Source organism: Pseudomonas sp. 15C (genome assembly GCF_055484735.1).
In genome coordinates this window covers 1-23,243 of the sequence record NZ_JBUDGD010000003.1, presented here as the reverse complement: position 1 = coordinate 23,243, position 23,243 = coordinate 1, and the positions used below count along the sequence as shown (strand labels likewise).

17 protein-coding genes and 1 pseudogene are annotated in these 23,243 nt (G+C 61.2%); 3 read left to right on the top strand and 15 right to left on the bottom strand.

All coding sequences use genetic code 11. The features are described 5' to 3' along the window. Window positions 1–72: 72 nt before the first annotated feature. Window positions 73–1,134 (top strand): annotated as a pseudogene (locus ACYYKW_RS02885) (methyl-accepting chemotaxis protein); the annotation flags it as partial. Further along, window positions 1,117–1,989, top strand: a complete 873-nt coding sequence (locus ACYYKW_RS02880; protein ID WP_408003574.1) for a methyl-accepting chemotaxis protein — start codon at window positions 1,117–1,119, stop codon at window positions 1,987–1,989. The pseudogene ACYYKW_RS02885 and the gene ACYYKW_RS02880, both read left to right, overlap by 18 nt. A 522-nt stretch (window positions 1,990–2,511) precedes the next feature. On the opposite strand, the gene mdoH is transcribed toward ACYYKW_RS02880, so the two are convergent. The 15 genes from mdoH to hutC form a co-directional block, all read right to left on the bottom strand. Next, window positions 2,512–5,082 (bottom strand): glucans biosynthesis glucosyltransferase MdoH, encoded by a 2,571-nt coding sequence (gene mdoH / locus ACYYKW_RS02875; RefSeq protein ID WP_203420393.1) that lies wholly within the window; start codon window positions 5,080–5,082, stop codon window positions 2,512–2,514. Beyond that, window positions 5,075–6,856 carry a glucan biosynthesis protein G gene (locus tag ACYYKW_RS02870; protein WP_167359878.1) on the bottom strand — a complete coding sequence of 594 codons (1,782 nt, stop codon included), beginning with the start codon at window positions 6,854–6,856 and terminating at the stop codon, window positions 5,075–5,077. The genes mdoH and ACYYKW_RS02870 overlap by 8 nt, the downstream gene beginning before the upstream one ends. A 351-nt stretch (window positions 6,857–7,207) precedes the next feature. Further along, window positions 7,208–7,645 (bottom strand): D-aminoacyl-tRNA deacylase, encoded by a 438-nt coding sequence (dtd, locus tag ACYYKW_RS02865; RefSeq protein ID WP_090280327.1) that lies wholly within the window; start codon window positions 7,643–7,645, stop codon window positions 7,208–7,210. After that, window positions 7,642–8,613: a prolyl aminopeptidase gene (pip, locus tag ACYYKW_RS02860; RefSeq protein ID WP_093105859.1), complete on the bottom strand. Its 972-nt coding sequence runs from the start codon at window positions 8,611–8,613 to the stop codon at window positions 7,642–7,644. Before pip ends, dtd begins: the two co-directional genes overlap by 4 nt. A gap of 232 nt (window positions 8,614–8,845) precedes the next feature. Next, window positions 8,846–9,649 carry an N-formylglutamate deformylase gene (gene hutG / locus ACYYKW_RS02855; RefSeq protein WP_464989365.1) on the bottom strand — a complete coding sequence of 268 codons (804 nt, stop codon included), beginning with the start codon at window positions 9,647–9,649 and terminating at the stop codon, window positions 8,846–8,848. Window positions 9,650–9,659: 10 nt separating this feature from the next. Beyond that, window positions 9,660–10,865, bottom strand: coding sequence for an imidazolonepropionase (gene hutI, locus ACYYKW_RS02850; protein ID WP_464989364.1), 1,206 nt, complete (start codon window positions 10,863–10,865; stop codon window positions 9,660–9,662). Between the two features lie 245 nt (window positions 10,866–11,110). Continuing rightward, entirely contained in the window at window positions 11,111–12,643 is a 1,533-nt protein-coding gene (gene hutH / locus ACYYKW_RS02845; protein ID WP_464989363.1) for a histidine ammonia-lyase, read from the bottom strand. Window positions 12,644–12,758: 115 nt separating this feature from the next. Further along, window positions 12,759–14,282 (bottom strand): histidine ammonia-lyase, encoded by a 1,524-nt coding sequence (hutH, locus tag ACYYKW_RS02840; RefSeq protein ID WP_464989362.1) that lies wholly within the window; start codon window positions 14,280–14,282, stop codon window positions 12,759–12,761. A gap of 134 nt (window positions 14,283–14,416) precedes the next feature. Then, window positions 14,417–15,247, bottom strand: a complete 831-nt coding sequence (locus ACYYKW_RS02835) for a quaternary amine ABC transporter ATP-binding protein (protein WP_090280309.1) — start codon at window positions 15,245–15,247, stop codon at window positions 14,417–14,419. Beyond that, the gene (locus tag ACYYKW_RS02830; RefSeq protein ID WP_007949591.1) at window positions 15,244–16,095 is read right to left on the bottom strand and encodes an ABC transporter permease; all 852 of its coding nucleotides are present in this window, start codon (window positions 16,093–16,095) and stop codon (window positions 15,244–15,246) included. The genes ACYYKW_RS02835 and ACYYKW_RS02830 overlap by 4 nt, the downstream gene beginning before the upstream one ends. An 83-nt stretch (window positions 16,096–16,178) precedes the next feature. Further along, the gene (locus ACYYKW_RS02825) at window positions 16,179–17,147 is read right to left on the bottom strand and encodes an ABC transporter substrate-binding protein (RefSeq protein WP_336356281.1); all 969 of its coding nucleotides are present in this window, start codon (window positions 17,145–17,147) and stop codon (window positions 16,179–16,181) included. Between the two features lie 71 nt (window positions 17,148–17,218). Then, entirely contained in the window at window positions 17,219–18,691 is a 1,473-nt protein-coding gene (locus ACYYKW_RS02820; protein WP_464989361.1) for a purine-cytosine permease family protein, read from the bottom strand. Between the two features lie 152 nt (window positions 18,692–18,843). Then, entirely contained in the window at window positions 18,844–20,529 is a 1,686-nt protein-coding gene (gene hutU, locus ACYYKW_RS02815; RefSeq protein WP_464989360.1) for a urocanate hydratase, read from the bottom strand. Window positions 20,530–20,956: 427 nt separating this feature from the next. Beyond that, the gene (locus tag ACYYKW_RS02810; protein ID WP_464989359.1) at window positions 20,957–21,529 is read right to left on the bottom strand and encodes a HutD/Ves family protein; all 573 of its coding nucleotides are present in this window, start codon (window positions 21,527–21,529) and stop codon (window positions 20,957–20,959) included. Next, window positions 21,526–22,236 carry a histidine utilization repressor gene (gene hutC / locus ACYYKW_RS02805; protein WP_162803449.1) on the bottom strand — a complete coding sequence of 237 codons (711 nt, stop codon included), beginning with the start codon at window positions 22,234–22,236 and terminating at the stop codon, window positions 21,526–21,528. Before hutC ends, ACYYKW_RS02810 begins: the two co-directional genes overlap by 4 nt. Window positions 22,237–22,382: 146 nt before the next feature. On the opposite strand from hutC, the gene hutF reads away from it, so the two are divergent. Beyond that, window positions 22,383–23,243: formimidoylglutamate deiminase (gene hutF / locus ACYYKW_RS02800; RefSeq protein WP_464989358.1), on the top strand; the 861-nt coding region annotated here is incomplete at its 3' end.

Below are 23,243 nucleotides of genomic sequence, written 5' to 3'. Positions count from 1 at the left end.
GTTACAGATTGCCATCATGCAGCCGATACAGTCCCCATAAGTCCAATTTAGTGGTCCGAAGGGAGTGGTCGCATGTACCGTTGGTTAGCCGAAAGTCTTGGGAACGTCAGCGTCAAACGCAAGCTGGGCATCGGCTTCGGCCTGGTGCTGTTACTGACGCTGTTGATCACGTTCACCGGCTGGACCGGCATGAGCGGCATCATCAGCCGCGGCGATAAACTCGGTTTCATCTCCAGCCTCAATGAGCTGACCAAGGACTTGCGCCTGGCACGCCTGGAGTACGACATGCGCCGCGGCGAGCAAGGGCCGGGGGCGGTCAATGAGTTGTTGGCCAAACTGGACAGCGGCCTTCGAGAAGCGCGCGGCATGATCGAACAGCCCGCCGATGCGGCAATGGTCGACCAGCAACTGGCCGCCGTGGCCGAGTACAAGCGCGCCTTCGGCGAAATGACCCAGGCCACCGTGCAGCGTGAAGATGCCCGCAGCAAGCTGGGCGCGAATGCCGACAACGCCGTGGCCAAGGTCGGCGAAGTCGAAAAGGCGCTGTTGCAAGGTGACAGCGTGGCGCAATACAACGCGGTTATCGAGCTGAGCAAACTGTTGCAGCAAGCGCGCTATCAGGTGCGCGGCTACACCTACAGCGGCAAGGCCGATGCCGAGCAACCGGCACTGACCGCGATTGAAAACGCCCTGAAAAATCTCGAAAGCCTGCCAAGCCGCGTGCCGGAACAGCACATTGCCAACCTGCAGCAAGCCACTGATTCGCTCAAGGCCTACCGCGCCGCCGTCAGTCAGTTCCGCGATTCGCAGGTGAAAAACGCCGCCGCGCTGACGGCCATGTCAGCCCAGGGCGACATTCTGATCGCCGTGAGCAAGAAGCTCACCGAATCGCAAACCGTGGTGCGTGATACCGATGCCGCACACGCCAAGAACATGCTGCTGGTCGCCACTGCGCTGGCGTTGATCTTCGGTTTGATTGCCGCTCTGGCGATCACCCGGCAGATCATCATTCCGCTGAACCAGACCCTGAAGGTCGCCGAACGCGTTGCTGCGGGTGATCTCACCCACAATCTGGTCTCGCTGCGCCGCGACGAACTCGGCCAGTTGCAGCGCTCAATGCAAAGCATGACCCAAGGCCTGCGCGAATTGATCGGTGGCATCAGCGACGGCGTCACGCAGATCGCCAGCGCCGCCGAAGAGCTGTCGGCAGTGACCGAGCAGACCAGCGCCGGGGTCAACAATCAAAAGATCGAGACCGACCAGGTCGCCACCGCCATGAACGAAATGGCTGCCACCGTGCAGGAAGTCGCACGCAACGCCGAAGAAGCCTCGGAAGCCGCTGTCGCGGCCGACCAGCAGGCCCGCGAAGGCGACAAGGTGGTCGGTGAAGCCATTGCACAGATTGAGCGTTTGGCCGCTGAAGTCAGCCACTCCACCGAGGCCATGGGCGAACTCAAGCGCGAAAGCGACAAGATCGGCAGCGTCCTCGACGTGATCAAATCCGTGGCCCAGCAAACCAACCTGCTGGCGCTCAACGCGGCTATCGAAGCGGCCCGTGCCGGTGAGGCCGGTCGTGGATTCGCCGTGGTGGCTGACGAAGTGCGCAGCCTCGCCCAGCGCACGCAGAAGTCCACTGAAGAGATTGAAGAACTGATCGTCGGCCTGCAAAACGGCACCCAGCAAGTGGCAACGATCATGGACAACAGCCGCACCCTGACCGACAGCAGCGTCGAACTCACCCGCCGCGCCGGCGGCTCACTGGAAAGCATCACCCGCACCGTCTCGGCGATTCAGGCGATGAACCAGCAGATCGCCGCAGCGGCAGAACAGCAGAGCGCCGTGGCCGAAGAGATCAACCGCAGCGTGCTGAATGTACGCGATGTGTCCGATCAGACTTCGGCGGCGAGTGAAGAGACAGCGGCATCGAGCGTTGAGCTGGCGCGGTTGGGGACGCATTTGCAGACGCTGGTGGGCCGGTTCAAGGTTTGAGGGATTGATCGCCTGGGTTCGATTGGGACCGAGGTGAGGCTATCGCTGGCAGGCCAGCTCCCACAATGGTTCGGTGGTGCACCTCGATACTCGGCCCCCCTACAAAACCCCTGTGGGAGCTAGCCCTGCTAGCGATTGGCGGTGTGATGACTGAAAACCCGCGCCTCACCCCAGCCCTCTCTCGAGGGAGAGGGAGCCGACCAAGTTGTCCTTACGCGATGCATCAGGCTCAGATACCGCGCAGCATCTGGATTCGGCGATGTCAATAAGACCAGTCGTGTCTCTCAAGCATCCCGCAGTCAGTCCCCTCTCCCGAGGGAGAGTAAGCCGACCAAGTTGTCTTTACGCGATGCATCAGGCTCAGATACCGCGTCGCATCTGGATTCGGCGACGTCAATAGATACCGTCGCATCGCTCAAGCATCCTGCAGTCAGTCCCCTCTCCCTCTGGGAGAGGGTTAGGGTGAGGGGCTTTTGAATCACACGCATAAAAAAACCCCGCTGACTCAGCGGGGTTTTTTCATCAGGCCAGTTGCGCCTGCATCGTCGCCGGTCGCAACGGCAGCAGCGGTGCATGCGGGTCGGCTTTCACCGAGGCCCGCCAGGCGTCCAGCCACTCGGTCAGGCCTTCAGCCCAGACCTGCTCGTGCAGACGCGCCAAGGCCACCGGGTCGCTCAGCAGTTGCAGGCGATCATGGTTGCTCAGCTCCGCTGGGCCAACCTTGACTGCGTGCCGCACGCGCTCCTGACGCAGCCATTCGATCGGCTCGGCCTGACCGTGGCGGGAGGTCGCCAACGAGCACGCCAGGGCGTTCTGCTGCGGATCGACCACTGCGCGGACGAAGCCGTCGTTCAGGGCGTGGTAGCGGTTCTCGTGGGTGTACTGGTCGGTCGCCAGCAGCGCCTGTGGCGGATTGTATTCCTCAGGAATGAGGAACAGGCTCGCGTCACGGGTCTTCAGGCCCAGGCCAACACGGCTGGAAATCACCGACACCGGGATCGACAGCATCAGCGAACCAACGATCGGCACCAGCCACCAGAGGAAGCTCGGGTTCAGCCAGATCACCAGCAGCGCCCAGCAGAAGCCCAGCAGGGTCTGCGGGCCGTGACGCTTGACCGCTTCGCTCCATGGCGTCGAGTCGTCGTCACGCTGTGGCGAATTCCAGGTCGCGGCCCAGCCCAGGAACGCGGCGAGGACGAAACGGGTGTGGAAAATCATCCGCACCGGCGCCAGCAGCATGGAGAACAGCATTTCCAGCAGCATCGACAGGGTCACCTTGAACTTGCCACCGAACTCTTTCGCGCCCTTGGCCCAGATCAGGATGATGCTCAGCAGTTTCGGCAGGAACAACAGCACGATCGTGGTCGAGAACAGCGCGATGGCTTTGTCCGGGTGCCATTGTGGCCACAGCGGATAGAGCTGGCGCGGTTCAAGGAAATACTGCGGCTCCATCAGCGTATTCACCGCCAGCAGCGCGGTCGACAGCACCAGGAAGAAGAACCACAACGGCGCCGACAGGTACGACATCACGCCGGTGAGGAACACCGCACGGTGCACCGGGTGCATGCCCTTGACGAGGAACAGGCGGAAGTTCATCAGGTTGCCGTGGCACCAGCGACGGTCACGCTTGAGTTCGTCGAGCAGGTTCGGCGGCAGCTCTTCATAACTGCCCGGCAGGTCGTAGGCAATCCACACGCCCCAACCGGCACGGCGCATCAACGCGGCTTCAACGAAGTCGTGAGAGAGGATCGCACCGGAGAACGCACCTTTGCCCGGCAACGGCGCCAGGGCGCAGTGGTCGATGAACGGCTTCATGCGAATGATCGCGTTGTGACCCCAGTAGTGCGATTCGCCCAACTGCCAGAAGTGCAAACCGGCCGTAAACAGCGGGCCGTATACGCGAGTAGCGAATTGCTGCATGCGCGCATAGAGGGTGTCCATGCCCGACGCACGCGGCGCGGTCTGGATGATCCCGGCGTCTGGCGTGGCTTCCATCAGGCGTACCAGACTGGTCAGGCATTCGCCGCTCATCACCGAGTCAGCGTCGAGCACGACCATGTACTTGTAGTCACCGCCCCAACGACGGCAGAAGTCGTCGAGGTTACCGCTCTTGCGTTTCACACGACGGCGACGGCGACGGTAGAAGATCTTGCCGAAGCCTTTGGCTTCGCGGCAGACGTCCAGCCAGGCCTGTTGCTCGGCGACGCAGATGTCGGTGTCGTTACTGTCGCTGAGGACGAAGAAGTCGAAGCGATCCAGATCACCGGTAGCGGCGACCGATTCGAACGTCGCCCGCAGACCGGCGAATACGCGCGGTACGTCTTCGTTGCAGATCGGCATGACCAGTGCGGTACGCGCATCTTTGGCAATCGGCTCGTTGCCGGCGCTTTTGCCGGAGATACGGTATTTATCGTGACCGGTGAGCAACTCGAGGAAGCCCATCAGCGCGGTCCAGAAACCGGCCGAGACCCAGCAGAACAGAATCCCGAACAGAATCAGGATGCTGGTTTGCAGCGCATACGGCAGCACTTGCGTGGCGGTCTGCAGCAACGGTTGGTGCAGGACTTCTTCGAGATCGACGAACGACCAGCCCTGGTACGGCATGATGCCTTTCATGTACCAGCCGGCGACGATGGTCTGGCCGAGCATCAGCAACAGCAGAATGTAGCGACGGATCGATCCGACGGTGCGCCAGCGCGCGGCCGGCAGGACGTTTTCGTCCTTGGGCGGCTGCGGCGGGTTGGTGCGGCCGGTCAGACGGCGCCAGCCACGCACCAGGATATTGGTGCGCCATGGCTCCGGCACGACCTTGGTACGGCGGATCGGCGGCGTGGCTTTCATGCTGATCCGGCCGCTGGCGTCGAGCACCAGCATTTCCGCTTCTTCCAGCTCTTCGGCGGTGCTCAGGGTCAGGCGCTTGCCCACCGAAGCCTGGGCGGCTTCGGCAGGCGCGTCGAACGTCGAGGACGACAGGCGTTGATGCAGCTCGCTGAACGACTGGCAGCCCGCGAGTTCCGCGCGCTGCTCGTCGGTCATCGGCAGATGCGCCAGATACTCGGACAGAGTCTCTGGCTGTACTTGAGAGTTACTCATCGGCAGGCAACTGATAGCTCCAGGTCTCGGTCAGGACTTCTTCAGTCGGTGCCGATTCCGGTGTGGCTGGGGCCGCGTCCGCAGCGGCTGGCTGCTTGGCGTCTTTATTGGCCTTGTCCCTGGCCTCTTCTACCGGCTTGGCTTCAGCCTGTTTGGCCTCGGCAGCCTTGGCTTCCTTGTCGATTTTCTCTTGCTGCTTGGCGGCAACCTTGTCGGCTTTGGCAACGGACGAGTTGGACGCTGGCACCGATTTCGCCAGATCAGCCGTCACGACAGGCTGAACCAGTGCGGCACGCATCTCGGTGGATTTGCTCGGATCCTTGATCTTCATCCGCAGGGTCAAGCGCCAGCCCTTGGTTTCCGGGTTGTAGCGCACGCTGTTTTCGACCAGTTCGGCGTTGTCGCCGACACTGACCTGGCTGCGCACATCGGCGTCCGGGGCCAGAGCGGCCAGCGATGGACCTTCGAAGTCGACCAGATAAGCAACGCTGCCATCCGGCTGACGGATCAGGTTCGATTGCTTGACGTCACCGGTCGAACGCAGGGTTTGTGCAACCCAGGCACTGTCAGGTGCGTGCAGCGCGGCTTCATCCATGGTCCAGTGCAGGCGGTAGGCGAAGTCCAGTGGCTGACCCGGCTCCGGCATTTTTTCCGGGCTCCAGAACGCAACGATGTTGTCGTTGGTTTCATCGGCAGTCGGAATTTCCACCAGATCGACGGTACCCTTGCCCCACTCGCCCTTCGGCTCGATCCAGGCGCTTGGACGCTTGTCGTAGCGGTCGTCGAGATCTTCGTAGTGGCTGAAGTCGCGGCCACGTTGCAGCAGACCGAAACCACGCGGGTTCTCGACGCTGAAGTTGCTCACGGCCAGGTGTTTCGGGTTGTTCAGCGGACGCCAGATCCACTCGCCATTGCCGGCATGGATCGACAGACCGCTGGAATCGTGCAGTTCACGACGGTAGTTGAGCACTTTCGACGGCTGGTTGGCGCCGAACAGGAACATGCTGGTCAGCGGCGCGATGCCCAGTTTGCCGACCTTGTCACGCAGGAACATCTGCGCCTTGACGTCGACAATGGTGTCGCTGCCCGGACGCAGGATCAGGCGATAGGCACCGGTGGCGCGCGGCGAATCGAGCAGCGCAAAGATCACCAGGTGCTTGTCGCCCGGCTTCGGCTGTTGAATCCAGAACTCGCGGAAACGCGGGAATTCTTCACCCGACGGCAGCGCAGTGTCGATCGCCAGACCACGGGCCGACAGGCCGTAGGTGTGACCCTTGCCGACAACGCGGAAGTAACTCGCGCCGAGCATGGTCATGATTTCGTCTTGCTTGTCGGCCTTGTTGATCGGGTACAGCACACGGAAACCGGCATAACCCAGTTGTTCGGTGGCCTTCGGATCGAATTTCAGGTCGCCGAAATCGAAGCGCGTCGGATCGTATTTGATCTCTTCGACGGTGTTAGCCGTGATTTCGTTGATTTTCACCGGTGTATCGAAGTGCATACCCTGGTGATAGAAGGACAGCTTGAACGGGGTCTTCTGATCGGCCCACTCAGCCTTTTCGGTGAGGAAGCGGATTTTCTGATAGTCCGCGAACTTCATATCGCGGAACTCGTTCGGCAGGTTGCTGCGCGGGGCTTCGAACTTCTGCCCGGCCAGCTCTTTGGCCTTGGCCGATACATCGTCAAGATTGAACGCCCAAAGCTGACCGGCGCTGAGCAGGCACAGGAGCGCCGAACCCGCTACCAGGGCACTTCGCATGCGTTTGGCAGACATTTTTGCTGCATTACAGGGACTAACAATCACGAGCAACCCTCGCCGAAAACAGATCAATAAACCAACGGCCAGATGAAGTGCCTGTGGGGATTTCGGCGATAAAAAACCGACCTTCCAGCGCACCCTTGCCAAGTTGGCGAGCATTGTTCCGACTCCGCTGGGGCAAAATGATTCCCCAATCGGATCCGGACAAGTCTCTACCTAAGTCAAAACGGACCAACGAACGCCGATCCCCGTAGCGCGCGATTATCTAGTAGCCCGCATGACAACGCATCAGGGGTAACAAAGTATTTATCGCGAAAACACCCGAAAAACAGTCGAAATTTCCTAAAGAAGGTGTTTCAAGCGTTTTCAGGTCTGTAACAAAAATGTAACCGGGCCATCGTTGACCAGATGCACCTGCATATCGGCGCCGAATCTACCTGATGCCACAGTGCCATGCATCTGTTTCGCGTTGCTCAATAGATAATCGAACAATTCCTCGCCAAGGGCCGGCGGCGCCGCGCTCGAAAAGCTCGGGCGCAAGCCGCTTTTGGTGTCAGCCGCGAGGGTGAACTGAGAGACCAGCAGCAACCCTCCGTCGACATCTGCCAAGGACAGGTTCATCTTGCCCTCGGCATCGCTGAATACCCGATAGTTAAGCAGCTTATGCAGAAGTTTGTCGGCGCTGACACGCGTGTCGTCGGGTTCTACCGCGACCAGCACCAGCAAGCCTTGATCGACTGCACCGACGACTTCACCGCCGACCTCCACTCGCGCCCCACGCACGCGCTGTAACAGCCCCTTCATGCTTCTTCAGGCGGCAGATCGAGCAGGCGCTGAGCCATCTTGCTCGCCGCGCGCACCAGCGCATCGGTGATGCCCGGTTCGGACGCCGCGTGGCCGGCATCACGGATCACCTGCAGTTCGCTGTTCGGCCAGGCCTGATGAAGCTCCCAGGCATTGTCGAGCGGGCAGATCACGTCGTAGCGACCGTGAATGATCACGCCCGGCAGATGCGCAATCCTGGCCATGTCGCGGATCAGCTGGTTCGGCTCCAGGAAAGCATTGTTGGTGAAGTAATGGCATTCGATCCGCGCAATCGACAGCGCGCGCTGTGGCTCGGAGAAACGATCGACCACCAGCGGATTGGGCCGCAGGGTCGCGGTGCGCCCTTCCCAGGTCGACCACGCCTTGGCCGCGTGCATCTGCGCGATCTGGTCGTTGCCGGTGAGGCGTTTGTGGAAAGCGCTGAGCAAGTCGTCGCGCTCGTCCAGCGGGATCGGTGCGATGTAATCCTGCCAGTAATCGGGGAACAGACGGCTGGCGCCGGCCTGATAGAACCACTCGATTTCCTGTGGGCGGCAGAGAAAGATCCCGCGCAGGATCAGACCGTGGACGCGCTCCGGGTGGGTTTGCGCGTACGCCAGCGCCAGGGTCGAGCCCCATGAGCCGCCGAACAGCACCCATTTGTCGATGCCCAGGTGTTTGCGGATGCGCTCGAGGTCTTCGACCAGATCCCAGGTGGTGTTGTTTTCCAGGCTGGCGTGAGGCGTCGAGCGTCCGCAGCCGCGCTGGTCGAAGGTGACAATGCGATACAGGTTCGGATCGAAGTAGCGGCGGCTCTGCGCGTCGCACCCGGCGCCGGGGCCACCGTGGATGAACACAACCGGCAGACCTTCCGGCGAGCCGCTTTCATCGACGTACAGCGTATGGGTGTCATCGACAGCCAGATCGTGCCGGGCGTGGGGTTTGATCTGCGGAAACAAAGTCTGCATTGCGCGCTCCGTAAGGGGTCGAGGTCATCCCTGAGGGGACTTCTATTATTCTGCCGTTGGGCATCATAAACCCGATTTACGTCAATGAGCATGCTCCAGGTTACTCGCAATTTTTCAGCCGTGTCCCCTGTAGAGTGAGCCTGCTCGCGATAACGGTGTGCCAGTCACTGAAATGGGACTGAACCGACGCTATCGCGAGCAGGCTCACTCCTACAGGGGTAGGCGCCAGGCCTTATTTTGCATAATGGCTTTGGCCCCAGGCCAGATAGCCCTCAAGCAACTCCTTGAGCACCACCCGCGTCGGCTCCGCCAGATCAGCGCGGTAGCGGAAGGGTTCGAATTCTTCCATGTAAGTCGACTGGCACAGTTCCAGCTGCACCGCATGGATGTGTTCGGCCGGGTTGCCGTAGTGGCGGGTGATGTGGCCGCCCTTGAACCGACCGTTGAGCACATGGCTGAAGTTGCCATGCCGTGCGCAGATCGCTTCCAGCTGCGCGGCCAGTTGCGCATCGCAGCTGGCGCCATTGAACGTGCCGAGGTTGAAGTCCGGCAGTTTGCCGTCGAACAGGTGCGGGATGACCGAGCGGATCGAGTGCGCGTCGAACAGCAGCGCGTAGCCGAATTCAGCCTTGAGCCGTGCCAGCTCCTCTTGCAGCTTGCGGTGATACGGCGTCCAGATCTGCTTCAGATAGCTCGCGCGTTCCTCTTTCGGCGGCTCCAGCCCTTCACGGAACAATGGAATGCCATCGAACAGCGTCGCCGGATACAGGCCGGTGGTGGCGCCGGTGTACATCGGCTTGTCATCGGATGGCCGGTTGAGGTCGATGACGAATCGCGAATATTCCGCAGCCAGGGTACTGGCGCCAAGCGCTTCAGCGAAGTCATAAAGTTCGGGGATGTGCCAATCGGTATCCGGCAGACTTTTCGCCGCCGGGATCAAGCCGGCCTCGACCGCAGGCGTCAGGCGTACCCCGGCATGCGGCATGCTGATCAGCAACGGCACGCGACCTTGTTTGAAATGCAGAACCTTATCCACAACTGCTCTCCTACAGATTTGATTCAACGCCGTGACGCACGACGCGCTTGTCCAGATCGCCGCCAAGCCAATAAGCCAGATCCGCCGGACGATCGATGTGCCACGCGACAAAATCGGCGACCTTGCCGACCTCCAGCGAACCGTGGGTCGCAGCCATGCCCAGCGCCTGCGCCGCGTGGATCGTCGCGCCGGCGAGGGCCTCTTCCGGGGTCATGCGGAAACAGGTACAGGCCATGTTCAGCATCAGGCGCAACGACAATGCCGGTGAGGTGCCGGGGTTGAGGTCGCTGGCAATCGCGATTTTCACGTTGTGCTTGCGCAGGGCGTCCATCGGCGGCAGCTGGGTTTCGCGCAGGAAATAGAACGCGCCCGGCAGCAGCACGGCCACGGTGTTGGCTTCGGCCATGGCGATGGCGTCGGCTTCGTCCATGAACTCCAGGTGATCGGCGGAGAGCGCCTTATAGCGAGCAGCGAGGCTGGAGCCGTGCAGCGATGAGAGTTGCTCGGCGTGAAGCTTGACCGGCAAACCGAGTTTTTGCGCGGCGACGAACACGCGCTCGACCTGCTCCGGCGAGAACGCCAGGTATTCGCAGAAGGCATCGACCGCATCGACCAGGCCCTCGGCGGCCAGCGCCGGGAGCATCTCATTGCAGACCAGATCGATGTAGTCGTCGGCGCGATCCTTGTATTCCGGCGGCAATGCGTGGGCGGCCAGGCAGGTGCTGCGAACGCTGATCGGCAGTTCTTGCTGCAAACGACGAATCACTCGCAGGATCTTGCGTTCGTTGGTCAGATCGAGGCCGTAACCGGATTTCATTTCGACCGTGGTCACTCCGTCGCGCATCAGGCTCTTCAGACGCTTGGCGGCGCTGGCAAATAATTCGTCTTCAGTAGCGTCGCGAGTCGCACGCACGGTGCTGGCGATACCACCGCCCTGCGCGGCGATCTCGGCATAGCTGACACCTTGCAGACGTTTTTCGAATTCACCGCTGCGGTTGCCGCCGAACACCGTGTGGGTGTGGCAGTCGATCAGCCCGGGCGTAACCCAGGCGCCTTGCAGGTCATTGACCGCCGGGTATTCGCCGGACGGCAATTGCTGGCGCGGGCCGATCCACTCAACGAGCGCACCGGAAGTGACGATGGCGGCGTCCTCGATGATCGAATAGACGCCCTGGGCCATGGTTGCGACGTGGCAGTGTTGCCAGAGGGTTTTCACTGTTGGCCTCCGTTTAGGGTTGGTTTGGTGGGCGGCCTTGAAAAGCCCCTCACCCTAGCCCTCTCCCGGAGGGAGAGGGAACTGACCGGGTAGTTCTGTCGAGATATGCCAACCTGACTATCAAGTTGAATTCAAATTCTGAAAAGCATAGAGATCTGCTCCCTTCCCCCTCTCCCCCCTGGGGGAGAGGGCTGGGGTGAGGGGGATCGATTTCAGCAACAACAAAGCTCCCCCTGAAAATCCACTTACAAACTAGGCAGCAACTTCGCCGGAATGAGTTCGGTCAGGCACCGCGAAGCCAACAGCTCAGTCGCCGCATTAATGTCCGGCGCAAAGAACCGGTCCTTCTCATAAAACGGCACTTCCTTACGCAAAATCGCCCGTGCCTGTTCCAGCTTCGGCGAGGTCTTCAGGCCGTTGCGCAGGTCCAGCCCCTGCGCCGCCGCCAGCCATTCCACCGCGAGAATGCCGCGAGTGTTCTCGGCCATTTCCCACAGACGCTTGCCCGCTGCCGGGGCCATCGAGACGTGGTCTTCCTGGTTGGCCGAGGTCGGCAGGCTATCGACCGAATGCGGGTGAGACAGTGCCTTGTTCTCGCTGGCCAGTGCCGCCGCCGTCACCTGCGCGATCATGAAACCGGAGTTCACGCCGCCATTGGCGACGAGGAACGGCGGCAGTTGCGACATGTGCTTGTCCATCATCAGCGAGATGCGGCGTTCGCTCAGCGAGCCGATTTCAGCGATGGCCAAGGCCATGTTGTCGGCGGCCATGGCCACCGGTTCGGCGTGGAAGTTGCCGCCGGAAATCACATCGCCTTCAGCGGCGAACACCAGCGGGTTGTCCGACACCGCGTTGGCTTCGACGGCGAGCACTTCAGCAGCCTGACGGAACTGGGTCAGGCAGGCGCCCATGACTTGCGGCTGGCAGCGCAGCGAGTACGGGTCCTGGACCTTCTCGCAGTTCTGGTGCGAATCGGAGATTTCGCTGCGCTCACCGAGCAGATCGCGGTACGCGGCCGCGGCATCGATCTGGCCTTTTTGGCCACGCGCGGCATGAATGCGTGCGTCGAACGGCGAGCGCGAGCCCAGCACGGCTTCAACGCTGAGACTGCCGAGCGCCAGCGCACCGGCGAACAAATCTTCACCTTCAAACAGGCCACGCAGGGCAAACGCGGTGGACACCTGAGTGCCGTTGAGCAGCGCCAGTCCTTCTTTTGCCGCCAGGGTCAGCGGGGGCAGGCCGGCAACCTTCAGCGCCTCGGTGGCTTGCATCCACTCGCCCTTGTAGCGCGCCTTGCCCTCGCCCAGCAGCACCAGCGACATGTGCGCCAGCGGTGCCAGATCGCCCGATGCACCGACCGAGCCCTTCAGCGGAATGTGCGGATAGACCTCGGCATTGATCAACGCGATCAACGCATCGATGACCACGCGGCGGATGCCGGAGAAACCCCGGCTCAGGCTGTTGACCTTGAGCACCATGACCAGCCGCACCAGCGCATCGCTGATCGGCTCACCGACACCAGCGGCGTGGGACAGCACCAGCGAGCGCTGCAAATTTTCCAGGTCTTCGCTGGCGATGCGCGTCGACGCCAGCAGGCCGAACCCGGTGTTGATGCCGTAGGCGGTGCGATTCTCGGCGAGGATCTGCTCGACGCAGGCCACGCTGGCCTCGATCTGCGCAGAGGCGCTGTTGTCGAGGCTCAGCTTGACCGAATGCTGGTAGACGTCACGCAGTTGGGCCAGGCTCAGTTGGCCGGGAATCAGGTTCAGCGCAGTCATGTTTGTGCTCCTTTTGAGAGTTTCTTATTAACTGACCAGTCGCTCCGGAAATGTCCGTTGTCCGTCGCCGCTCGTCTTTTGGAGAGCCGCGCCTTGGCACGCTGGCAGGGTAGTGTCAGTACAGATTCGGTAAAACGTTGTGCGGCAGATTCGGGTCTTTCAGCACGCTCGCTGCGGCGGCAATGTCTGGCGCCAGCCAGCGGTCCTGATCGTAGGCCGGGACCGTTTCGCGCAGCAGGCGCCAGGCGATATCGGTGCCGGCGCCGAAGCGTTGCTCCTTGAGAAATTCAAACGCCTGGGCCGCCAGCAAGTATTCGATGGCGAGGATTTGCGTGCAGTTTTCCACGGCGCGATGCAGTTTCAGCGCTGCATGGGTGCCCATGCTCAGATGGTCTTCCTGCAGGCCTGAGGTGATGTAGTTGTCGAGCACTGCCGGTTGCGCCAATTGGCGGTTTTCCGCGCACAGCGAGGCGGCGACGTATTGCACGATCATCATCCCGGAATTGACGCCCGGATTGGCCACCAGAAACGCCGGCAGGCCGCTGACGTGCGGGTTGATCAGGCGATCCAGACGGCGCTCGGCGATCGAACCGATCTCGGCCATGGCAATCGCCAGCAGGTCGGCGGCCATCGCCACCGATTGCCCGTGCGGATTGGCTTGCGACATCACCCGGAAGTTCTCCGGCGTACCGAGCAGCAACGGGTTGTCGGTGCAGGCGTTGAGTTCGATCTCGACCTGTCTGGTCGCATGCTCCAGCTGATCACGGGCGGCGCCATGCACCTGCGGGATCGAGCGGATGCTCAAGGCGTCCTGGGTGCGAATGCCTTTGCTCGTCGCGATCACTTCGCTGCCATCGAGCAGCGCGCGCAGATTGCTGCCGACCTGCTGCATGCCCGGGTGCGGTTTCAGTGCGATGATCTCGGCATCGAACGCGGCAATCTGCCCGCGCTGCGCTTCGAAACTCATCGCAGCGATAACGTCGGCCCATTGCAGCAGGCGCGTTGCATCGGCAATTGCCAGACAGCTTAGGCCGGTCATGCACGGCGTGCCGTTTACCAGGCACAAACCGTCCTTGGCGCCGAGCTGTACCGGTTGCAGGCCTTCTGCGGCCAGCGCCTGTTGCGCCGGCACAATCTGCCCGCGATAGCTGACGTTGCCGACGCCGAGCAACGTGATACCGACGTGCGCCATGTGCGTCAGGTAGCCCACTGAACCTTGCGACGGCACCTGCGGGGTGATGCCGCGATTGAGCAGCGCCAGCAGGCCTTCGACCACACGGCGATGAATGCCGGATTTGCCGTGGCTGTAGTTGTGGATGGCCGCGCAGATGATCGCGCGAGTCTGTTCGTCGCTGAGCACCGGGCCGACGCCGCAGGCATGGCTGAGCAAGGTGTTGCGCGATAGCTGGCTGAGCTGTTCGTCCTTGAGCGAGACGTTGGACAGTCCGCCCAGACCGGTGTTGACGCCATAGGCCCGCTCGCCGCTTTCGACGATGCGCTGAACGATGGCCTGCGCGTTGTCGATACGCGCCCAGGTGCCCTCCGACAGCTCCAGTTGCGCGCCGTGACGGGCCACGGCGACCACGTCCTGCCAACGCAGGTGGTCGCCGGTGATGATGATTTTTTCAGCCTGGGACATCTAAAACCTCAACCTTGATATTGATGCAGCTTCACCGGCCCCTTCGCGAGCAGGCTCACTTCTACAGGGGTACGCATTTCAACTGTAGGAGTGAGCCTGCTCGCGATGGCGCCAGTTCAGTCACCGCACATTTTTCAGACTACTGCCGCCCGCCGCTGCACGAACCGGTCGACATACTCATCCGCCGGCGAATGCAGGATCTCTCTCGGCGTACCGACCTGAATTAACTTCCCATCCTTGAGAATCGCAATGCGGTTACCAATGCGCACGGCCTCGTCGAGGTCGTGGGTGATGAACACGATGGTCTTGTGCAGGGTCTTTTGCAGCTCCAGCAACTGATCCTGCATCTCCGCACGGATCAGCGGGTCGAGCGCACTGAAGGCTTCGTCCATCAGAATGATGTCGGTGTCCGCCGCCAAAGCGCGGGCCAGGCCGACGCGCTGGCGCATGCCGCCGGAGAGCTGGTGCGGGTATTTGTTTTCGTAGCCTTTGAGGCCCACGGTGTTGATCCAGTGCAGCGCGCGCTCGGTGCACATCTGCTTGCTCTCGCCGCGCACTTTCAAGCCGTAGGCGACGTTGTCGAGCACGCTCTTGTGCGGCAGCAGGCCGAAGCTCTGGAACACCATGCTGATCTTGTGCCGGCGAAATTCGCGCAGCGCGTCCATGTCGTATTGCAGGATGTCCACGCCGTCGACGAGGATTGCCCCGCTGGTGGGATCGATCAGACGATTGAAGTGGCGCACCAGGGTGGATTTGCCCGAGCCGGAGAGACCCATGATCACGAAGATCTCGCCGGTGCCGATGCTCAGCGACAGGTCGTTGACCCCGACCACGCAACCGGTTTCGTTCAGCACCTGATCCTTGGTCTTGCCCTGGCCGACCATCGCCAGGGCGTCCTTGGCGCGGTTGCCGAAAATCTTGAAGACGTTTTTGACTTCGATCTTGCTCACGGTTGCGTTGCTCATTTGCTCACCTCATGCCGTGGCCGACCATACGCCTGAGTAATACGGTCGATGACCACTGCGAGAATCACGATCGCCAGACCGGCTTCAAGGCCACGTCCGACGTTGAGGGTCTGAATCCCCACCAGCACATCTTCACCCAGGCCACGGGCGCCGATCATCGAGGCGATTACCACCATCGACAGGGCCATCATGGTGGTCTGGTTGATCCCGGCCATGATGCTCGGCAGGGCCAGCGGCAGTTGCACGCCGAACAGTTGCTGCCAGCGGTTGGCGCCGAACGCGTTGATCGCTTCCATCACTTCGCCGTCAACCTGGCGAATGCCCAGATCGGTCAGACGAATCAGCGGCGGTGCGGCGTAGATCACCGTGGCGAAAATCGCCGGTACCTTGCCCAGACCGAACAGCATCAGCACCGGAATCAGGTACACGAAACTGGGCATGGTCTGCATGATGTCGAGCAGCGGCATCAGCACCGAACGCAGGCGATTGCTGCGTGCCGAGAGAATCCCCAGCGGAATGCCGATCAACACCGAAATGATCGTCGCGACCATCATCAGTGCCAGCGTCTGCATGAGCTTGTCCCACAGACCGACCGCGCCAACCAGGAACAGCAGACCGACGATGACCGCCGTGGTCACGACTTTGCGCGTGGCGTGCCAGGCGACCACACCAACGATCGCCAGCATCAGCCACCATGGCGCTGCGCGCAGCAGGCCTTCGAGGTTGACGATGGCCCACAACAGCGTGTCGGAGATATGGCGGAACACATCACCGTAGTTGGTGACCAGCGAATCGACCCAACCGTTGACCCAGTCGGCGATGGAAAAGGTAAAGCTCTCGGGAAACATAAGCGGCTCTCAGTCAGCAATCTCAATCAAGCGTTTACGGCATATCTCCCGGCCAGCCTCACGGTTGACCGGGAGGTATCGACCTACAGCGCCGCGTCGATTTTCCTGGCTGCGTCTGCACTGACCCACGCATGCCAGACTTCAGGATGTTCCTTGAGGAAGATTTTCGCCAGTTTCGGCGACTCGATACGCTCCTTCGCCATGCGCCCCAGATTCTGGTTCAGCAGGTCGATCGGCAGGTTGACCTTTTCCAGCACGGCGACCAGTTCCGGGGCTTCGTCGTGGAAGGTTTTCGACAGGCCGACCTTGATGCTCACGCTCTTGTCGACGCCGGCCTTCTCTTCGAGTTTGACCGCATCGATCTGGCCCATCAGCGGGGTGGGCGACCAGTAGTAGAACAGGATCGGCTCGCCCCGCTTGTAGCTCGACAGCACCGCCGCATCCAGCGCAGGGCCGGTGCCCGGACGGAAGTTGGTGTAGCTGTTTTCCAGGCCGTAGCTTTTCAGCATTTCGCTGTTATCCAGCTCGCAGGTCCAGCCGGCCGGGCAGTTGTAGAAACGGCCCTTGGACGGCTCTTCGGCGTCCTTGAACACGGCGGCGTATTTGCCCAGGTCAGCGATGTTTTTCAGGTCTGGGGCTTTCGGTTCGAGTTTGCGCTTGGTATCACCCTCGATGACGTAGCGCGGCACGTACCAGCCTTCGATTGCACCGACGATCGGCGCGCCGACGCCGACCACCTTGCCGGCCTTCTCGGCCTTGTTCCAGACCTCGCTGCGGCCGACCCATTCTTCGGCAAACACTTGAATGTCATTGCTGCTCAAGGCGTTTTCCATGGTGATGGAATTGCCCGGCAGGCTGTCGGTCTTGCAGTCGTAGCCTTTCTCGAGCACCACTTGCAGCACGTCGGTCAGGAGCATGCCGCTTTCCCAGTTCAGCCCGGCGAATTTCACCGGTTTGCCCGATTCGCACCAGCCGGCGGCTTGGGTCGCACCGGCACTGGCCAACAGGCCCATGGACAGCAATGTGGTCAGCAGGGTCTTGTTCGATTTCATTGTAATGACGCTCCTAATCATGAATGGGCTTACGGCAGTTCAAGAGGCATCCAGCCCTGTCCACGTCCAGATCAGGCCTGCGCCGCAGCGCGACCGGCCCCGCTTGTTTCGGGTTGTACTTCGCTGCTCTGCGCGACTGGCAGAATCAGCTGATCGGGCACTGCGCTGTGCCATTTTTTTGCGCACACGTAGTAAACGGCGGCAGGCAGCACCAGACCGATGATCCAGGAAATATCCACGTCACCGAGGGCAGCCACCAGCGGACCGGTGTAGAACTTGGTCGAAATGAACGGCAGCTGCACCAGCACACCGAACACGTAGACGCTGATCCCCAACAGGTTCCAGCGACCGTAGCGTCCCTTCGGATCGGCGAGCGCCGGCACGTCGTAGCGCTCGCGGGTGATGCAGTAGTAGTCGACCAGATTGATCGCGCTCCACGGGGTGAAGAAGGCGAGCAGAAACAGGATGAACGACTTGAACGCACCGAGGAACGAGTGCTGACCGAGCAGCGCAATCAGCGTGGCTGCGCCGACGATGACCAGCACAAACACCAGGCGCTGCATGCGCGTAACGGTCAGGTGGCCTTTGAAACCACTGATGATCGTCGCGATGCACATGAAGCTGCCGTAGGAGTTGAGCGTGGAGATAGTCACCTTGCCAAAGGCGATGCTGAAGTACAGCAACGCCGCAGTGGCACCGGTGCCGCCCAGACCGACGATATAGGCCACTTCATGCCCGGCGAACTGGCCGTTGGCCGAAGCCGCCGCGAACACGCCGAAGATCATCGCCACCTGCGCACCAATCACCGAACCGGCACCGGCGGCGAAAAAGGTTTTTACCGCCGAGGTGTTGCTTGGCAAGTAGCGTGAATAGTCTGCGACATACGGGCCGAACGCGATTTGCCAGGACGCGGCCAGCGACATTGCGAGCAGGAAGCTGCTCCAGCTGAAGTGACGGATTTGCAGGAGCGCGCCGACATCGGTCTGGCTCATCAACCGCCAGAACAGAAAGACGAAAGCAATCACGCCGATGAGGCTGGCGACCCGGCCAATAAAGTGGATCACCCGATAGCCGAGCACCGTCACCAGCACGATGACGCTGGCAAAAATCAGAATGCCGATGCTGTCGCTGACACCAAACAACTGCCCCAGCGCTTGCCCGGAGAGCACGGTGCCGGTCGCGGTGAAACCCAGGTACATCAGGCACACCAGCACGATCGGAATCGCCGCGCCGTAAACGCCGAACTGCACGCGACTGGAAATCATTTGCGGCAGACCGAGTTTTGGCCCTTGCGCAGCATGCAGCGCCATCACACCACCGCCGAGCAATTGGCCGATCAGCAAGCCGATCAACGACCAGAACACATCACCGCCCAGCACCACGGCCAAGGCCCCGGTGACAATCGCAGTGATCTGCAGATTGGCGCCCATCCACAGGGTGAACTGGCTGAACAGACGACCGTGTCTTTCCGCTTCCGGGATGTAGTCGATCGAACGCCTCTCGATCAACGGTTTGTTGCCTGCACGATCGGTGTTGACAGCCATGATTCAACCTCTGTGGATTGTTTTAATAGTTCTCTCGGGCCTACTCGGACCTTGTGGGAGCTGGCTTGCCAGCGATGACGTCGGTACCGTCAACATCATTTCCAGCAGTGCCACCGCTATCGCTGGCAAGCCAGCTCCCACAGGGATTTGTGTTACTTGCCGCCGGTGATCATCGGCAGGTTCAGCCCCTGCTCCTTAGCGCAATCGATAGCGATCTGGTAACCGGCATCGGCGTGACGCATGACCCCGGTCGCCGGGTCGTTGTGCAGAACGCGGGCGATGCGTTCGGCCGCTTCGTCCGTGCCGTCGCAGACAATCACCATGCCCGAGTGCTGCGAGAAGCCCATGCCGACGCCGCCACCGTGGTGCAGCGAAACCCAGGTCGCACCGCTGGCGGTATTGAGCAGGGCGTTGAGCAGTGGCCAGTCGGACACGGCGTCGGAACCGTCCTGCATCGATTCGGTTTCGCGGTTCGGGCTGGCGACCGAGCCGGAGTCGAGGTGGTCGCGACCGATCACGATCGGTGCCGACAGCTCGCCGCTGCGGACCATTTCGTTGAACGCCAGACCGAGCTTGGCGCGCAGGCCCAGGCCAACCCAGCAGATCCGTGCCGGCAAACCCTGGAAGCTGATGCGCTCGCGGGCCATGTCCAGCCAGTTGTGCAGGTGTGCGTCGTCGGGGATCAGCTCTTTGACCTTGGCGTCGGTTTTGTAGATGTCCTGTGGATCACCCGACAATGCCGCCCAACGGAACGGGCCGATGCCACGGCAGAACAGCGGACGGATATAGGCCGGCACGAAGCCCGGGAAATCAAAGGCGTTTTCGACGCCTTCTTCCTGGGCCATCTGACGGATGTTGTTGCCGTAGTCGAAAGTCGGGATGCCCTGTTTCTGGAATTCCAGCATGGCTTTGACGTGCACGGCCATCGACTGCTTGGCGGCTTTGATCACAGCGGCCGGTTCGGTCTTGGCGCGGGCGCGATACTCGTCCCAGCTCCAGCCGGCCGGCAGGTAACCGTTGAGCGGATCGTGGGCGCTGGTCTGGTCGGTGACCATGTCCGGGCGCACGCCGCGCTTGACCAGTTCGGGGAGGATTTCTGCGGCGTTACCCAACAGAGCGATGGAGATCGCTTTGCCTTCTTTGGTGTATTTGTCGATACGCGCCAGCGCGTCGTCGAGGTCTTTGGCCTGCTCGTCGACGTAACGGCTTTTCAGGCGGAAATCGATGCTCACCTGTTGGCATTCGATGTTCAGCGAGCAGGCGCCGGCCAGTGTAGCGGCCAAAGGCTGCGCGCCGCCCATGCCACCGAGGCCGGCGGTCAGCACCCAGCGACCTTTGAGGTCAGCGTTGTAGTGCTGGCGACCGGCTTCGACGAAGGTTTCGTAGGTGCCCTGCACGATGCCCTGGCTGCCGATGTAGATCCAGCTGCCGGCGGTCATCTGGCCGTACATGGCCAGGCCTTTGGCGTCGAGTTCGTTGAAGTGCTCCCAGCTCGCCCAGTGCGGCACCAGGTTGGAGTTGGCGATCAGTACGCGCGGGGCGTTGCTGTGGGTCTTGAACACGCCGACCGGTTTGCCCGATTGCACCAGCAGGGTCTCGTCGCCATTCAGATTGGTCAGGCTTTCGACGATCTTGTCGTAGCACTCCCAGTTGCGCGCCGCGCGACCGATACCACCGTAGACCACCAGCTCTTTCGGGTTCTCGGCGACCTCCGGGTCGAGGTTGTTCATCAGCATGCGCAGCGGCGCTTCGGTCAGCCAGCTCTTGGCGGTCAGCTTGTTGCCGCGCGATGCACGGATTTCGACGTTACGAACCTTAGTAGGCTTATTGTCAGTCACGAAAAAGACTCCTCAGCGATCAATTCAAACCAACCCTGGCAGTGGGCAAGCAGCCTGTGCGCTTCGATGCGCGACAAGCGAATCAGTGGACGCTGCGGAGAGTCTCAAGCGACTCATACGCATACGTCTTTACTTGTACATACAAGCATATGCAATCAAGCGGCCAACTTGTTGGAGAGGCGTTCAAGATAAAACGCGCAAGGGGCTGGAGAGCTTCTGGATCAAGGGCTCAGGCGTGAATGAAATTTTTTGCAGGAGCGTTTTTGTGAATTGGGGATTTGCCAGATGGGCGTGGTATTGCGCCACGCTGGGGCGTTCGGTAACAAGTTGGTGCGTGCAGGAAACAGGTTTCGGGATCGCTGGTGACGCAGAGCGTCACGGGATGCATTCCCACGCAGAGCTGGGAACGATCAAGAGAAAGGCGTCATTAGCGAGCTGTCAGCTCGATCACGCAACAAGCGGCATAGGTCGAGACTTCGATCAACCCGGTGTTACCGTCCAGCTGCAGACAATCATGTCGCCCCAGCTGCGAAGCACTGTCACCGATCTGCACTTGCAGCGCGTCACTGACGCTGAACACCAGCAGCGTCGACGCCGAACTGAAAAAGCGTTGCTCGCCCTCCAGCCACTGCAACCGCGCGCTGTAACGCTGCGGTGCGTAGATCAGATTGAAATCGCGAATCGCGCCACCGAGCAGCGTGCACGACACCTGACTTTCGCCACTGAAGGCGAACGGGTCGAGGGGTAACAGCGGGCGACTATCGTCACCGTCGACGCACAGCGTCATGCCATCGCCCTGCAACACGGTGATCACTCGCTGGTAACCGGCGAACGTCGAGAAACCGCCCGATTCAGCGATGTCGGCAATAGATAGACGCCAGCCAAAACCATCAAGACCGGCACCTGCATCGCGGGTGATTTCTTCGGTGCTGCCGCCGCCGTTTTTCCATGGCATGCGCGGATAGCCTGCAGCGCGCAGAACCTTCATTTCGTAACTCATTTATGAAAGCGTCCTTCCAGACGATGACGGGAACCCGGATGGATCAAGCGCGCAGCGGTCACCGGTTGACGGCCCGACCACGTGCGACGACGAATCAGCAGGCACGGCTCACCCTTTTCGATCTGCAGCAACTTGCACTCGGACGGCTCAGCGAGAATCGCCTCGACCACGTGCTCGCCCTCGGTCAGCGGCGCGACCTGGTTGAGATAGGCGTAAGGGGTTTGCAGGGTGAAGTCCTGCTTGAGGTATTCCGGGGCGACCAGCGCATTGACGAAGCGGTCTTCGATTTGCACTGGAATGTCGTTTTCGTAATGCACGATCAACGAGTGAAACACCTTCTGCCCCTCGCGCATGTCCAGCGCCAGTGCGCGCTCGGAACCGGCGGCCTCTTCTTCAAGGGTGATGACCTGGCAGGTGTGGCGATGGCCGCGGGAGGCGATTTCGTCGGCGATGTTGTGCACTTCGAACAGCGCCGACTGGCTCTTCGGTTCGGCGACGAACGTGCCGACACCCTGCATGCGCACCAGCAGGCCGTCGGCAGTCATCTCGCGCAAGGCGCGGTTGATGGTCATGCGGCTGAAACCCAGCTGGCTGACCAGTTCGCTCTCGGACGGCACGCGGTAATGCGGCGGCCAGTTACCGCTGTCGATCTGCTGGGTGATCATCTGTTTGACGCGGGCGTACAAGGGCGCCGGACTGTCGCCCATGTTCGCGGCCAACGGGGAGACTGGAGGCGGAGTCGGCACGGTGGATCCCTGTTCTTGGATGAAAGTGGCTAGCTTGCCGGAGTTTACCGGGCAGGCAAACGTCTGTATATGTATATACAAATAACACGCGATGGGGGTGCCGAACCATGTCCGCTTTCTTTGCTGAACGCGCACTGCTGCCTAATGGATGGGCCAACAATGTACGTCTTGAGGTCAGCGCCGATGGCTTGTTGACCCAAATCCAGGCCGATTCCAGCGCAGACGGCGCCGAACGGTTAAGCGGCCCGTTGCTGCCGGGCATGCCGAATCTGCATTCCCATGCCTTCCAACGGGCGATGGCCGGGCTGGCCGAAGTGGCCGGCAATCCCAACGACAGTTTCTGGACGTGGCGCGATCTGATGTACCGGCTCGTCGGAAAGATCAGCCCGGATCAGCTCGGCGTCATCGCCCGTCAGCTGTACATCGAAATGCTCAAGGCCGGTTACACCTCGGTCGCCGAATTCCACTATGTGCATCACGACAGTAACGGCCAGCCGTATGCTGACCCGGCCGAACTGGCCTTGCGCATCAGCCAGGCTGCCAGTGACAGCGGCATTGGTCTGACCCTGCTGCCGGTGCTCTACAGCCATTCAGGTTTTGGCGGCCAAACGCCGAATGACGGCCAGCGCCGCTTCATCAACAGCACCGAAAACTACCTGAATCTGCAATCGCGCCTTCAGCCAATGCTGGCGCAGCAAAAGGCGCAATCGCTGGGCCTGTGCTTCCACTCGCTGCGCGCGGTGACGCCGCAACAGATCAGCGAAATTCTCGCCGCCAGCGACAAACAATGCCCGGTGCACATCCACATCGCTGAGCAACAAAAAGAAGTCGACGATTGCCTGAGCTGGAGCGGTCGCCGGCCGCTGCAATGGCTGTATGAAAATGTCGAGGTCGACCAGCGCTGGTGCCTGGTCCACGCCACCCATGCCAACCCGGAAGAAGTCGCGCTGATGGCCAGGAGTCGCGCC